At 72.2% G+C, this 14,336-nt stretch carries 14 protein-coding genes; 7 read left to right on the forward strand and 7 right to left on the reverse strand.

Annotation, left to right across the window (positions count from 1 at the left end; genetic code table 11):
- Positions 1-270: 270 nt before the first annotated feature.
- Positions 271-1,185 (forward strand): 4-hydroxybenzoate octaprenyltransferase, encoded by a 915-nt coding sequence (gene ubiA / locus ABKA19_RS02315; RefSeq protein ID WP_353687475.1) that lies wholly within the window; start codon positions 271-273, stop codon positions 1,183-1,185.
- A 227-nt stretch (positions 1,186-1,412) separates the two neighbouring features.
- Here ubiA and kdsA read toward each other — a convergent pair whose 3' ends face one another.
- The 4 genes from kdsA to ABKA19_RS02335 form a co-directional block, all read right to left on the reverse strand.
- Complete coding sequence (kdsA, locus tag ABKA19_RS02320; RefSeq protein WP_353687476.1) at positions 1,413-2,273, reverse strand: 3-deoxy-8-phosphooctulonate synthase; 861 nt, start codon at positions 2,271-2,273, stop codon at positions 1,413-1,415.
- 194 nt (positions 2,274-2,467) lie between these two features.
- Complete coding sequence (locus ABKA19_RS02325) at positions 2,468-2,992, reverse strand: HdeD family acid-resistance protein (protein WP_353687477.1); 525 nt, start codon at positions 2,990-2,992, stop codon at positions 2,468-2,470.
- 68 nt (positions 2,993-3,060) lie between these two features.
- A complete protein-coding gene (locus ABKA19_RS02330; RefSeq protein ID WP_353687478.1) occupies positions 3,061-3,615 on the reverse strand; it encodes an HdeD family acid-resistance protein in 555 nt (184 codons plus the stop codon).
- A 131-nt stretch (positions 3,616-3,746) separates the two neighbouring features.
- Positions 3,747-4,475, reverse strand: coding sequence for a ComF family protein (locus ABKA19_RS02335; protein ID WP_353687479.1), 729 nt, complete (start codon positions 4,473-4,475; stop codon positions 3,747-3,749).
- Positions 4,476-4,561: 86 nt separating this feature from the next.
- Here ABKA19_RS02335 and bioB point away from each other — a divergent pair, with 86 nt between their 5' ends.
- From bioB to bioC, 4 genes are all read left to right on the forward strand, one after another.
- Positions 4,562-5,611, forward strand: coding sequence for a biotin synthase BioB (gene bioB / locus ABKA19_RS02340; protein WP_353687480.1), 1,050 nt, complete (start codon positions 4,562-4,564; stop codon positions 5,609-5,611).
- Between the two features lie 37 nt (positions 5,612-5,648).
- Entirely contained in the window at positions 5,649-6,842 is a 1,194-nt protein-coding gene (gene bioF, locus ABKA19_RS02345) for an 8-amino-7-oxononanoate synthase (protein ID WP_353687481.1), read from the forward strand.
- Positions 6,843-7,011: 169 nt separating this feature from the next.
- Positions 7,012-7,776 (forward strand): pimeloyl-ACP methyl ester esterase BioH, encoded by a 765-nt coding sequence (bioH, locus tag ABKA19_RS02350; protein ID WP_353687482.1) that lies wholly within the window; start codon positions 7,012-7,014, stop codon positions 7,774-7,776.
- 17 nt (positions 7,777-7,793) lie between these two features.
- Positions 7,794-8,681 (forward strand): malonyl-ACP O-methyltransferase BioC, encoded by an 888-nt coding sequence (gene bioC, locus ABKA19_RS02355; protein WP_353687483.1) that lies wholly within the window; start codon positions 7,794-7,796, stop codon positions 8,679-8,681.
- A gap of 279 nt (positions 8,682-8,960) precedes the next feature.
- Here bioC and ABKA19_RS02360 read toward each other — a convergent pair whose 3' ends face one another.
- From ABKA19_RS02360 to ABKA19_RS02370, 3 genes are all read right to left on the reverse strand, one after another.
- Positions 8,961-9,389 (reverse strand): ketosteroid isomerase-related protein, encoded by a 429-nt coding sequence (locus ABKA19_RS02360; RefSeq protein ID WP_353687484.1) that lies wholly within the window; start codon positions 9,387-9,389, stop codon positions 8,961-8,963.
- An 81-nt stretch (positions 9,390-9,470) separates the two neighbouring features.
- Positions 9,471-10,085 (reverse strand): YdcF family protein, encoded by a 615-nt coding sequence (locus tag ABKA19_RS02365; protein ID WP_353688027.1) that lies wholly within the window; start codon positions 10,083-10,085, stop codon positions 9,471-9,473.
- Positions 10,082-11,038, reverse strand: a complete 957-nt coding sequence (locus ABKA19_RS02370) for a pyridoxal-phosphate dependent enzyme (protein ID WP_353687485.1) — start codon at positions 11,036-11,038, stop codon at positions 10,082-10,084. The genes ABKA19_RS02365 and ABKA19_RS02370 overlap by 4 nt, the downstream gene beginning before the upstream one ends.
- 128 nt (positions 11,039-11,166) lie before the next feature.
- Between ABKA19_RS02370 and ABKA19_RS02375 the strand changes: the two genes are divergently transcribed.
- A complete protein-coding gene (locus tag ABKA19_RS02375; protein WP_353687486.1) occupies positions 11,167-11,919 on the forward strand; it encodes a hypothetical protein in 753 nt (250 codons plus the stop codon).
- 449 nt (positions 11,920-12,368) lie between these two features.
- Positions 12,369-14,273 carry a tRNA uridine-5-carboxymethylaminomethyl(34) synthesis enzyme MnmG gene (mnmG, locus tag ABKA19_RS02380; RefSeq protein WP_353687487.1) on the forward strand — a complete coding sequence of 635 codons (1,905 nt, stop codon included), beginning with the start codon at positions 12,369-12,371 and terminating at the stop codon, positions 14,271-14,273.
- Positions 14,274-14,336: the final 63 nt, after the last annotated feature.

Genomic DNA, 14,336 nt, shown 5'->3' on the forward strand with positions numbered 1-14,336 from the left:
GGGTGTGGAAAAGGGCGTCAACGGCTACTGCAGCCACGGCTTTCTAAGAGTACTCGTCGGGCGGAAACGCCTGGCGGACGGGCACGGCCGCGTACCTCCCGGGCTATCGCTTCCGAAAGGCCCCTCTTGTAGGAGCCCATCCCGATGGGCGAAGCCGCGTGCGTCGGCAGGGCTCCGCCCTCGCGGATGCCCTCACGGGTCGGATGAGCTTCTGCACGCGTTCACGCGCGTCCGCCCCTGGTCTGCGCATGCGGTTGCTATCCTTCCCCCATGCCCTACGAACGCTACGAAACCCCGGTCCACGTGCCGCCACCCTGGTGGCGCGAGCGCCTGTCGCAATACTGGAAGCTGGTGCGAGGCGACCGCCCGATCGGCGTGCTGCTGCTGCTGTGGCCGACCTGGTGGGCGTTGTGGCTGGCGGCCGGTGGCGTGCCGCCGCTGTGGACGCTGTTCGTGTTCACGGCCGGCGTGTGGCTGACCCGCTCGGCCGGCTGCGTGATCAACGATTACGCCGATCGCTGGCTCGATCCGCAGGTGGAGCGCACCAAGGCGCGCCCGCTGGCCACCGGCGCGGTGTCCGGGCGCGAGGCGCTGGCGGTGTTCGCGGTGCTGATGCTGGCCGCGTTCGCGCTGGTGCTGACGCTGAACCGGCTGACGGTGTGGCTGAGCTTCGCCGGCCTGTTCCTGGCTTCGACCTATCCCTACCTCAAGCGCCACACCTACCTGCCGCAGGTCTACCTGGGCATGGCGTTCGGCTGGGGCATCCCCATGGCCTTCGCCGCGGTCCAGGGCACGGTGCCGGCGCTGGCCTGGCTGCTGTACTGCGCCAACATCCTCTGGGCCACGGCCTACGACACCTGGTATGCGATGGTCGACCGCGAGGACGACCTGCGCGCCGGATCGAAGTCGACCGCGATCCTGTTCGGCGACCTGGACCTCGTCGCGCAGGGCATCCTGTATGCGTTGACGCTGCTGGCGCTGGTCCTGGTCGGTCACCAGGCGCAACTGGGGACGGCGTACTGGGCGGCGCTGGGAGTCGCTGCGGTGCTGGTGGTCTGGGAATTCTGGATCGCGCGGCATCGCGAGCGCGGTCCGTGCTTCCGCGCGTTCCTGCACAACAACTGGATCGGCGCGGCGGTGTTCGCCGGCATCGCCGTGCAGTACACCCTGCCCTCCGCCGGGTAAACCCGCGGCGGCGGCGCTGCTCCGGCGAGGCGGCGGATCCGGCGTGTGCAGCCGGGCAAGCCCGGCTCTACGCGCTGCTCTTCCCCAAGATGTCATCTACATACATCGACGCGCCCGCGACTTCGCCTGCATCGCGTGCACGCCATGGCGTAGAGCGGGGCCTGCCCCGCTGGCCTTCTTCCGGCGTGGCCTCCGGCGTGCGTCGCCGGGCGAGCCCGGCGCTACGCTCAGCGGATCTCCAGCGGCGCGAAGCCCTTCACCAGGTCGTCGATCGCCTTGATCTGGACCAGGAACGGTTCGAGCTTGTCCAGCGGCAACGCACTGGGGCCGTCGCAGCGCGCGTGGTCCGGATCCGGATGCGCTTCCAGGAACAGGCCCGCCAGGCCCACTGCCATGCCGGCCCGGGCCAGCTCCAGCACCTGCCGGCGGCGGCCGCCGGACGCCTCCGCGCCCGACTCGCGGCGCTGCAGGCTGTGGGTGACGTCGAAGATCGCCGGCAGGCCGCCGGTCGACTCGACCATCTCGCGGAAGCCGAGCATGTCCACGACCAGGTTGTCATAGCCGAACTGCGCGCCGCGCTCGCACAGGATGATCCGCTCGTTGCCGGCCTCGCGGATCTTGCTGGCGATGTTCTTCATCTGCGACGGGCTGAGGAACTGCGGCTTCTTGATGTTGACCGCGCGCCCGGTGCGCGCGATCGCATCGACCAGGTCGGTCTGCCGCGCCAGGAACGCGGGGATCTGCAGCACGTCAACGACCTCCGCCACCGGCGCGGCCTGCGCCACCTCGTGCACGTCGGTGATCACCGGCACGCCGAGCTGCTTCTTGACCTCCTGGAAGATGCGCAGGCCTTCCTCCAGGCCGACGCCACGGTAGGAGTGGATCGAGGAGCGGTTGGCCTTGTCGAACGAGGCCTTGAACACGTACGGGATGCCGAGCTTGCCGGTCACCTTGACGTAGCGCTCGGCCGCGAACAGGGTCGAGTCGAGGTCTTCCAGCACGTTGAGGCCGCCGAACAGCACGAACGGCGCGTCGTTGGCGACGGTGACGGCGTGATTGATCTTCACGGCGACGGGCTGGGGAGTCATGGGTGGCCTCGGTTCGGTACGGGAGGAATGCCGCGCGCTGCGGCGCCTCGTATAGGCGCCGCGCGGCATGCAGGCGGGCATTCTCCCACCGGCGACCGGCCTTGCCTATGGAGTTGCGCGGGGCGGGAAGCCGCCCGCTCCCGCGCCCGCTCCCGGCCCGCGTCGGGCGATGGAAGCGGGCGGTCGCAACGCGGCTAGGCGGCCAGCCGCCTGCGCATGTAGAACGCCAGTGCGACCTGCAGCGCGCCATAGAGCAGCGCGCCGATCGCCAGCCACACCGCCAGCGTGGCCACGCCGATGTTCGGCCGCGCGATGAACAGCAGTCCCAGCAACAGGGCGAGGATGCCGCTCAGGGCCAGCAGCCAGTTGCCCTCGACCAGGCGGCGCATCTGCACCGCGAACACGATCCTGGCGATGCCGGCGACGACCAGCCAGATCGCCAGCAGCCAGACCAGCACGGTCGCCACCATCTGCGCCTGGAAGATCGCCAGCAGGCCGAAGCCGATCGACGCGGCCGCGTACAGCAGCAACAGCCAGTTGGGCAGCGCCACGTCCTTGCGGAACACGCTCAGCAGGCTGACCACCCCGTCCGCCAGCGCCAGCAGGCCGAAGGCCATGATCAGCACCCATACGGTCGATTGCGGCTGGAACAGGGCGAACAGGCCGAAGCCGATCGCGAACAGGCCGTACAGCAGGAACACCCACCAGGCTCGGGACATGACGGACTCCACAGGCGTGAGTTGGCGCCGGCGGCCATGGCCGCCGGCGATGGGTCGCGGTTGCCGGATCAGGCTTGCAGCGGCTTGTGCTTGCGGAAACGGAAGCCGGCGAACACCTGCAGCACGCCATAGGCCAGCGCGCCGGCACCGATCCAGATGGCGGTGGTGAACAGGCCGATCGCCGGATTGCGCAGGAACGCGATGCCCAGCACGATCGCCAGCACGCCGCTGAGCGCGATCAGCCATTCGCCGACGATCTCCTTGCGCACGCGGATGGCGAAGACGATGCGGAAGATGCCGGCGATGACCAGCCAGAACGACAGCATGAAGAACAGGATGCCCGCGGTGGCCTTCGGGTTGGAAACCGCGACCACGCCGAAGGCGATCGAAGCGACCGCGTAGAACAGCAACAGGAGCTTGGGGATCGCCACGCGCTTGTCGAACAGCGCCAGCAGGCTGGCGATGCCGTCGGCCAGGGCCAGGATGCCGAAGGCCCAGGCCATCGCCACCAGCGCCTGGAACGGCTTGGCCAGGGTCAGCAGGCCGAAGGCGATTCCGATCAGGCCGAACAGTACCGAGACCCACCAGCTGCGTCGTACCTCTTCCGCTGTACCCGCTTGCATGCTGCCTCCTGCGCCATGAGGGGGAGCCGCGATGGCCCGCCGGCGTGCCCGGGATACTCCTGTGCGCCGGCCACTGTCAAATGAAGACCCCGTGCCACCCCGGCCCGCGCACGGCGAGGGGTCGCCGCCACTCATGGCACGCGTGCGCAGATCCACGCATCCACCCGTGCCACCCCGGCCGTGCGCAACGCGGTGGCCGCCGCATGCAGGGTCGCGCCGGTGGTCATGACGTCGTCGAACAGGACCACGTGCGCGGGGAGCAGTCCGCGCGCCACGCGGAACGCGCCCTGCAGGTTGCGCCGGCGGGCGGTGGCGTCGAGCTCGGACTGGGCCGGGGTATGGCGGACCCGCGCGAGCAGGTCCGTGCGCAGCGGCAGGCGCAAGCGGCGGGCCAGCGGGCGCGCCAGCTCCAGCGCCTGGTCGTAGCCGCGTTCGCGCAGCCGGGCGTGGTGCAAGGGCACCGGGACCAGTGCGCCGGGGCGCTCGCAGCCGGCGAAGGCGGGCGCCATCAACTGCGCCAGCAGGCGCCCGGCCGCCAGGTCGTTGTGGAACTTGTGCCGGCGCAGCAGCCGGTCCACCGGCGCCGCGTAGACGAAGGCCGCACGTGCGGCCTGCAGGGGCGGCGGCCGCTGCAGGCACGCGCCGCAGGCGGCGGTGGCCGGCAGCGGGAGTGCGCAGCGCGGGCAGGCCTGGCCGGCCAGGGGCAGCGCGCACGCGCAAGCGGTGCAGAGGTCGCGGTCGCCCTCGCCCGGCTCGCCGCAGGCCATGCAGCGTGGCGGCAGGAGCCGGGCGGCCAGGGCGGCCAGCAGGCCGGCCAGCTGGCCGGGCCTCCGGTGGGTAGTGGAGGGGTCGTAAACCATCGGGGTGGATTCCGGGTTGACAGGTCGCGGGTGGCTTTCCAGACTGCCCCGCCCGGTCCAGTGCCGCCGTCAGGAAACCTCCCGCCATGCCTTCGGAAACCCGCCATGACTGGCGTCGCGAGGAACTGCTCGCCCTGCTCGACCTGCCGCTGCCGGAACTGCTGTTCCGCGCGGCGAGCGTGCACCGGGCCAATTTCGACCCGGCCGAGGTCCAGGTGTCGACCCTGCTGTCGGTCAAGACCGGGGGCTGCCCGGAGGATTGCGGCTACTGCCCGCAGGCGCAGCGCTACCACACCGGCGTGGACGCGACCAAGCTGATGGACGCCGCCGACGTGCTGGAGAAGGCCCGCCAGGCCAAGGCGGCCGGTGCGTCGCGCTTCTGCATGGGCGCGGCCTGGCGCAGCCCCAAGGACCGCGACATCCCCAAGGTGGCCGAGATGATCGCCGGGGTGAAGGCGCTGGGCCTGGAGACCTGCGCCACCCTGGGCATGCTCTCGCCGGCCCAGGCCGGCGCGTTGAAGGACGCCGGCCTGGACTACTACAACCACAACCTGGACACCGCGCCGGAGTTCTACGGCGAGGTGATCCAGACGCGCGACTACCAGGACCGGCTGGACACGCTCGGCCATGTCCGCGACGCCGGGCTGAAGACCTGCTGCGGCGGCATCGTCGGCATGGGCGAGACCCGCGCCCAGCGCGCGGGCCTGCTGCAGGCGCTGGCCAACCTGCCGGCGCACCCGGACTCGGTGCCGATCAACCGCCTGGTGCAGGTGCCCGGCACGCCGCTGGCCGGTACCGCCGAGCTGGATCCGTTCGAGTTCGTGCGCACGATCGCGGTGGCCCGGATCACCATGCCGCGTTCCATGGTGCGGCTGTCGGCCGGGCGCGAGGCGATGTCCGACGAGTTGCAGGCGCTGTGCTTCGCCGCCGGTGCCAACTCGATCTTCTACGGCGAGAAGCTGCTGACCACGGGCAATCCCGACGTGGAGCGCGACCAGGCGCTGTTCGCGCGGCTCGGTCTGCGGCCCATGCCACTCGTTCATTGTGAATCCGGTCACGGAATCTCGACGGGGGCTGGCGCTACCGTGCATGCCGACATCCTCGAGCCGTCGCCCGCCTGCGGACGCGCGGCCTGACCACGCCGCGCAACGCTCTCCGGGGGGAGGGGCAACGATGGCCCGTACCGACATCCACGAACGCGTCCTCGCCCAGCGCCGCCAGCGCATCGCGCAGGGGCGCCTGCGCGAGCGGCGTACGGTGACCCGCCGCGACGGAGTGCGGGTCGAGGTCGACGGCCAGTGGCTGACCGGCTTCTGCAGCAACGACTACCTGGGCCTGGCCTCGCAGTTCGAGGTCGGCGCCGCCCTGCAGGACGCGGTCTCGCGCGAAGGCACCGGCGCGACCGCCTCGCACCTGGTCTGCGGCCACCACGCCCTGCATGCGCAGCTCGAGCGCGAGATGGCCGAATGGCTCGGCGTGCCGCGCGCGCTGCTGTTCGGCAGCGGCTTCGCCGCCAACCTGGCGGTGCAGCAGGCGCTGCTGGAGGACGACGATGTCTGCGTCCAGGACCGGCTCAACCACGCCAGCCTGATCGACGCCACCCGCCTGGCGGGCGCGCGCCTGCGCCGCTACCCGCACCTGGACCCGGAAGGCGCGATGCGCCAGCTGCGCAACGCGCCGGGCGGCGCGGCGATGCTCGCGACCGATGGCGTTTTCAGCATGGACGGCGACATCGCGCCGTTGCGCGCGCTGTCGCTGGTCGCGCGTACCCAGGATGCGCTGCTGTACGTCGATGACGCCCACGGCGTCGGCGTGCTGGGCCCGCAGGGCCGCGGCACCGCGGCCGAGGCCGGCCTGGGCGTGGCCGACGTGCCCCTGCAGCTGGTCACGCTCGGCAAGGCGCTGGGCGGCTACGGCGCAGTGGTCGCCGGCGACGCGGACCTGGTCGAGCATCTCGCCGGCACGGCCCGCCCCTACCTCTACACCACCGCGCTGCCGCCGGCCCTGGCCGCCGCGTCGCTGGCCGCGTTGCGGCTCGCCCGCCGCGACGACTGGCGCCGGACGCGGCTGCAGGAACTGGTCGGCCAGTTCCGCACCGGTGCCGGCCGCTTCGGCCTGGAGCTGATGCCTTCGAGCACGCCGATCCAGCCGGTGCTCTGCGGCGACGAAGCCACGGCCACCGCGATGTCGGCGGCGCTGGAGCGACGCGGTTTCCTGGTCACCGCGATCCGGCCGCCGACCGTGGCCGAGGGGCGTTCGCGCCTGCGCGTGACCCTGACCTCGCTGCACACCCCGCAACAGGTCAATGCCCTGCTCGGCGCCCTGGCCGAAGCCCGCGACCGCCTCGCGCGCGAAGCCGCGGCCTGACCGGGCCGTCGCGGGCCGGCGCCCACGTCGCTGTAGGAGCCGATCTTCATCGGCGACCCGGCGCACTTCGGCATGCCCGCGGCGCCTCGCGATCCGGTACGCCCGTGTCGCCCATGAAGATGGGCTCCTACGGCGCCCGCGCCGTGCCGCCGTCGGCGACAATGGCGCCATGCATATCGAAACCCTGGGCCATGGCCCCGACCTGGTCCTGATCCACGGCTGGGCGCTGCACGGCGGCGTGTTCGCGCCGCTGGCCGAGCACCTGGCGGACCGCTTCCGCCTGCACCTGGTCGACCTGCCCGGGCATGGCTACAGTCGCGATCCGCACCAGCCGCTGGAGCTGGCCGGCGTGGCCAGCATGATCGCCGCGCGCACGCCGCCGGCGATATGGCTCGGCTGGTCGCTGGGCGGCCTGTTCGCGCTGCGCGCCGCGGCCACCCTGCCGACGGTGCGCGGCCTGGTGATGGTCGCGGCGACCCCGCGCTTCGTCCGCGCCGCGGACTGGCCGCATGCGGTCGACGCCACCGTCTTCGGCCGCTTCGGCGAGGAGCTGGCGGGCGACTACGCCGGCACCCTGGACCGCTTCATCGCCCTGGACACGCTGGGTTCGGAACACGGCCGCGCCGAGCTCAAGACCCTGCGCGCCCTGCTGCACGCGCGCGGCGAGCCGGACCCCGAAGCGTTGCAGGCGGGCCTGCGCCTGCTGGAGGCCAGCGACATGCGCCGCGCGCTGCCGCGCCTGGCGGTGCCGAGCCTGTGGCTGGGCGGTCGCCGCGACCGGCTGGTCGATCCGCGCGGCATGGCCGCGGCGGCGGCGCTGGCGCCGCGTTCGCGCTTCGTCGAACTGGCCGGGGCCGCGCACGCGCCTTTCCTGGGCCACGCGGCCGACGTCGCAGCGGAGATCGGCGCTTTCGCCGACAATATCGCCCCCTGACGCCGCCCTTCCCCGCAATGGACCCGCTGTTCGACTCCCGCCACGTGCGGCGCGCCTTCTCGCGCGCGGCCGCCGGCTATGACGCCGCCGCCGCGCTGCAGGCCGAGGTGCGCACGCGGCTGCTCGAGTCGCTGGCCTATCTCGACGACCGCCAGCCGTCGGTCGTGCTCGATGTCGGCAGCGGGACCGGCCACGCGGCGGCGGCGATGAGGAAGCGCTGGCCCAGGGCGCGGGTGGTCGCGCTGGACCTCGCCTTGCCGATGCTGCGCCAGGCGCGCCGGCAGGCCGGCTGGTGGAAGCCGTTCCACCGCGTCTGCGCCGACGCGCGCGCCCTGCCGCTGGCCGAAGGCAGCGTCGACGTGATCTTCAGCAACCTGTGCCTGCAATGGGTCGAGGACCTGCCGGCGGTGTTCGCCGGGTTCCGCCGCGTGCTCCGGCCCGGCGGCCTCATGCTGTGTTCGAGCTTCGGCCCGGAGACGCTGGCAGAGCTGCGCGAGGCGTTCGCCCAGGCCGACGCGTCCCCGCACGTGAGCCCGTTCGCCTCGATCGCGCAGTTCGGCGACGCACTGTTGTCGGCCGGTTTCCGCGACCCGGTAGTCGACCGCGACCTGTTCAACCTGACCTACCCCGACCTGCCGGCGCTGATGCGCGAGCTGCGCGCGATCGGTGCGACCAACGCGATGGCCTCGCGCCGCCGCAGCCTGACCGGACGGGCGCGCTTCGCCGCCGCCGCCGCCGCCTACGAACCCCTGCGCGACGGCCAGGGGCGCCTGCCCAGCAGCTGGGAAGTGATCTACGCCCAGGCCTGGGCGCCAGCGCCCGGCATGCCGATCCGCGAAGGCGGCCATGAAGTCGCCGCGGTACCGCTGTCGCAGATCCCGATCCGCCGGCGGCCGCAGCCGTAGGGCCCCCTCTTCCCGGGCGACACGTTCAGCGGCGCGACCGCTGGCCTCGCCCGCGCCTGCAACCCATGGCGTCCCGTCCCTGCGTGCGTCGGGTCGCCGATGAGGATCGGCTCCTACAGCGCCAGCGACGCCTCTCGGCATAGGCGGCGGCGGTCCCTCTCTTTGTAGGAGGCCATCCGCATGGGCGACACGGGCGTCGGGGAACCGGTGGCGTCGCCTGTGCCGGTCACCCCATGGCGTCGCCGCATCGGCGTGGCAGCAGGCGGCCGATGGCGGTGCTCAGCGCGATACCTGGGCGATCCAGTCCTGCAGGTTGTAGTAGTTGCTCACCCGCGCGATGCGGTCGTCGCGGATGTCGAAGAATGCGCCGCCCGGCAGCACGTACGGCTGGCCGTGCGCCGGCGGCAGGCCTTCGTCGTCGCGCAGGTACTGGCCATGGACCACGTACTCCGCGGCGGCGCGGTCGCCGTCCTGCGAGGCCAGCACCACGATGTCGCGCAGCTGTTCGCGGTAGCTCGCATCCATGCGCTGCATGAACATGGCGAACGCCGGCTTGCCGGTTTCGCGTGCGCCCTGGTTGAGGTCGTGCACCACCTCCTCATGCAGCAGCGCGAGCATCGCCTCGCGGTCGCCACGGTTGAAGGCGGCGTAGTACGCGAGGACGAGTTCGATGGCGCGGTCCTGGCGGCGGGTGCCGTCGATCTTCATGGGGATGTCCGCAGTTCGAGGGGGGGCATGATACTCCCGGGCGCGGGGCTCCAGCCTGCACGTGCCCGCGCGCCAGCCCGCTCAGGCGACGCGCGCCACCAGGTCGCGATGGAAGAAGTACACCTCCTGCAGCAGGAAGCGCCATTGCGTGTGCACGGTGCGGAAGCGCGTGCTCGGCGTCGGCGAGCCGACCGCGTCGATGCCAAGTTCACGCGACAGGCGCAGCGCGCGCGACATGTGCAGCGGGTCGCTGACCACGATCACCTGGTGCAGGCCGCGCTCCTGCATCAGCTTGCGTGCCTGCAGCAGGTTCTCACGGGTGTTGCGCGAGACCGCTTCGATCATGATCGCCGAGTCGGGGATGCCTTGCTGCAACGCGTACTTGCGCGCCACCTGCGATTCGGCGAACGGCGCACCGTTGCCGTAGCCGCCGGTGAACAGCAGCACCGGTGCATAGCCGCGGCGGTAGAGGTCCAGGCCATGGTTGATCCGCTCCTTGAACACCGGCGACGGATTCTTGTGGTACGCCGCGGCGCCCAGCACGATGATCGCGTCGGCCTGCGCCGCCTGGTCGCGCTGGCCGACCCAGACGATCCAGCCGGCCACGCCGAGCAGCCAGGCCAGCGCGAGCAGCAGCAGGCGCGCCAGCCAGCCGGACCAGCCGCGGCGGCGCCCGCGCCGCGCCGACGCGCTCATGCGCGCCATGGCAGCGCCTCGAGGTCGACGTTGCCGCCGCTCAGGACCAGCCCGACCCGCTTGCCGGCGAAGCGCGCCGGCTCGGCCAGCACTGCGGCCAGCGCGATCGCCGAGGACGGCTCGACCACCTGCTTGAGCACCTGCCAGGCCAGGCGCATCGCCGCGATCGTGGCGTCGTCGTCGACCACCACGACCCCGGCGCCGGCGGCTCGCAGCAGTTCGAAGTTGGGTGCGCCCAGTGCGCCGCGCAATCCGTCGCAGACCGTGTCGGGCACGAAGTCGATGTGACGCTCGCCGGCCGCCAGCGAGCGCGCGGTGTCGGCGGCGCCGGCCGGCTCGGCCAGCACAAGCCGGCAATCCGGCGCCACCGCGGCAAGCGCCAGCGCGGTGCCGGCAGCCAGGCCGCCGCCACCGACCGGCACGACCATCACGTCAGGTGCGCCCGCCTGCCCGGCCAGTTCCAGCGCCGCCGTGCCCTGGCCGGCGATGACCCGGGCATCGGCATACGGGTGCACCAGCAGCGCGCCGGTGGCCTGCTGGACCTGGGCGCAGGTCGCCTCGCGCGCGGCCTGGGTCGCCTCGCAGCGCCACAGGGTCGCCCCATGCCGCTGGATGTTGGCCAGCTTGGCGGCGACCGCCCCGTCGGGCACGACCACGTGGCAGGCGATGCCGCGGGTCCGCGCCGCCAGCGCCAATGCGGCGCCGTGGTTGCCGGACGAATGGGTGACCACGCCGTGGGCCGCCTCCGCCTCGGACAGCGACCACACCGCGTTGCAGGCACCGCGGAACTTGAAGGCGCCGCCGCGCTGCAGGTGCTCGGCCTTGAACAGCAGCTGGCAGCCGGCCATCGCATCGAGCGTGCGCGATTGCAGCACCGGGGTCAGGTCGGCATGGCCGGCGATGCGGGTGGCGGCGGCGAGGACGTCGTCGGCGACGGGCAGTGCGGCAGGCATGTGCGAAGGTTAGCGCATCGGCGCGCCGCGCCGCCGCGCCTGAACCGTTGCCGCCGCGACCCGGTGGGTTAAGCACGTATTCAATGCGCCACGCCGAAGCTGGATCCACATAACGCGGGGGGACCGCCATGAAACTTCGACTGATCACCGGCGCGGCGCTCGCGCTGGCGCTGGGCGGATGCACCACGTATGGCTACGTGGGCGATGGCGGCGGCTACTACACCGGCGCGCCGACCACGCAGTACAGCTACTCCGGGTACGGCTATGGCTACGGCGGATACGGTTATGGCGCGCCGTACTACGCCTACCGCCCAGGGGTCTCGTTCGGGCTGTCCTATGGCTACCCGTACTACTACTACCCCGGCGGTCCCTATCGCCCGCCGTACTACGGGCGTCCGTACTACCCGCGGCCACCGCATTACCACCCGCGTCCGGACCACGACCACGACCATGGCCACGGCGGCCGTCCCGACCACGGCGGCCGGCCGGAGCGTCCGCCGGTCGCCAACGACGGCCAGCCGCCGCCGCTCAATCGCGCGCCCTGGCGCGACCTGGAACGGCTGCGCCGTGGCGAGTACGGCGAAGGCACGCCGCCGCCGCGCCAGCCGCGACCGGGCACGCTCGACGCGGGCGGTGGGCCCGTGGTCGGCGGCCAGGTCGGTCCGCGACCGGGCAATGGGGTCCGGCCCGCACCGCCGCAGGGGTACCGTCCCCCGGCCACGCGGGTGTCCGGGATGGGGGGTGCTGACGCCGGCGAACGCTCGATGGCGCCACGTCCCTCCGGGCGCAGCCAGAGCGCGCCCCAGCGCAGCGCTCCGAGGTCGGATGCCACGCGCCAGAGGTCGGGCCGGAGTGCGACGCACGACACAATCGAGCCCTGAAAAATCGCTTGCTTTTGGCCTGAGTCTGGTCGCAATCTAAGGCCGTACGTGACCGGTTGCGTCAGGTTCTGACCCGACTGGCCCAGTCCATGTCGATGTCCGGCAGGGAAATCTGGATCCCCCCTGTTCCGGCCCTGTCGGACGTCGACGCCCCTACGGCAGCCCGGCCCCGGCCGGGCTGCCTGTTTTTGTGGGCGTCGTCACGGCGGGTGGGCTCGGGACAAAAAAATGGGGCCGGCAGTCCCCCGACTACCGGCCCCTCGGCTTCCCCATCGCGCGCGTGGCTGGCCCCTGTTCCAATTCCAGCCCGCGCCCCCGACGCATTGCCGCGATGGGTGCACGGGATGGTTACCGCAGGAAGCGTGCCAACGCCGCCAGGCCGTTGGGCCGACTGGCGGTAGAATCGCCACCCCGCGGCAGTCTTCCCGCCGCCGGCACCGACCCCGCCCATGAGCCACTCCTTCCACCACTACGACGTCATCGTGATCGGCGGCGGCCATGCCGGCACCGAGGCGGCGCTCGCGTCCGCGCGCGCCGGCGCGCGCACGCTGCTGTTGACCCACAACATCGAGACCGTGGGCGCGATGAGCTGCAACCCGGCCATCGGCGGCATCGGCAAGGGCCACCTCGTCAGGGAGATCGACGCGCTGGGCGGGGCGATGGCAAGGGCGGCCGACCTGGCCGGCATCCAGTGGCGCACGCTCAACGCGAGCAAGGGCCCGGCGGTGCGCGCCACCCGCTGCCAGGCCGACCGCTCGCTGTACCGCGCCGCGATCCGCCGCATCGTCGAGGGCCAGCCGAACCTGACCGTGTTCCAGGCCGCGGTGGACGACCTGCTGATCCAGAACGGCACGGGCGAGGGCGACGCCGTACGCGGCGCGGTCACCCAGACCGGACTGCGCTTCCACGCGCCCGCCGTGGTCCTGACCGCCGGCACCTTCCTCGCCGGCAAGATCCACATCGGCGAAACCCAGTACACCGCCGGGCGCATGGGCGACCCGCCCGCCACCACCCTGGCCGCGCGCCTGCGCGAGCGCCCGTTCGCGATCGACCGGCTCAAGACCGGCACGCCGCCGCGGATCGACGGCCGCACGCTCGACTACTCGGTGATGGAGGAGCAGCCCGGCGACGACCCGATGCCGGTGATGTCGTTCCTGGGCGACGTGCGCGAGCATCCGCGCCAGGTGTCGTGCTGGATCACCCATACGTCCGAGCGTACCCACGAGATCATCCGCGGTGCGCTGGACCGCTCGCCGCTGTACACCGGCCAGATCGAGGGCATCGGCCCGCGCTACTGCCCCTCGATCGAGGACAAGGTGGTGCGCTTCGCCGAAAAGGCCAGCCACCAGATCTTCGTCGAGCCCGAAGGGCTGGACGTCGTGGAGATCTACCCCAATGGCATCTCCACCTCGCTGCCGTTCGACGTCCAGCTGGAGCTGGTGCGCTCGATCCGCGGCTTCGGGAACGCGCACATCACCCGGCCCGGCTACGCGATCGAGTACGACTTCTTCGATCCGCGCGGGCTGAAGGCGACGCTGGAGACCAAGCTGGTGGCGGGCCTGTTCTTCGCCGGCCAGATCAACGGCACCACCGGCTACGAGGAGGCGGCCGCGCAGGGATTGCTGGCGGGGCTGAACGCGGCGCGCTTCGTGCGCGGCCACGACGGCTGGTCGCCGCGGCGCGACGAGGCCTATCTCGGCGTGCTGGTCGACGACCTGATCACCCACGGCACCACTGAGCCGTACCGCATGTTCACCAGTCGCGCCGAGTACCGGTTGCAGCTGCGCGAGGACAACGCCGACCTGCGCCTGACGGCGAAGGGTCGCGAGCTCGGCGTGGTGGACGAGGCGCGCTGGGCGCGGTTCGAGGCCAAGCGCGAGGCGATCGAACGCGAAACCACGCGCCTGGGCGCGCTGTGGGCCGCGCCGGCCAACGTGCTGGGGCGCGAGTTGGAAGCCGTGCTGGGCGTGGCGGTCAGCCGCGAGACCAGCGCGCTGGACCTGATCAGGCGCCCGGAACTGGGCTACGCGGCGCTCATGCGGGTCCCGGCGCTCGGTCCGGGCGTGGATGACGCCCAGGTGGCCGAGCAGGTCGAGATCGGGATCAAGTACGCCGGTTACGTCGAGCGCCAGCGCGAGGAGATCGCGCGCCAGCAGCGGCATGAGGAGACCGCCATCCCGGCCGCCTTCGACTACGCCGCCGTGCGCGGCCTGTCGGCCGAGGTGCAGCAGAAGCTCGAACGCGTGCGTCCGCTGACCATCGGCCAGGCCCAGCGCATTCCCGGCATGACCCCGGCGGCGATCTCGCTGCTGCTGGTCCACCTGGAGCGCCTGCGGCGCAGCCGGGTGGCCTGACCGGCGACCGGACCGGGCTCGCCTGTCGTAGAGCCGGGCTTGCCCGGCTGCTTCTCGCGACGC

Origin of the sequence: Pseudoxanthomonas sp. Soil82 (assembly GCF_040446535.1) — a bacterium.
Classification (GTDB): Bacteria; Pseudomonadota; Gammaproteobacteria; order Xanthomonadales; family Xanthomonadaceae; genus Pseudoxanthomonas; species Pseudoxanthomonas kaohsiungensis.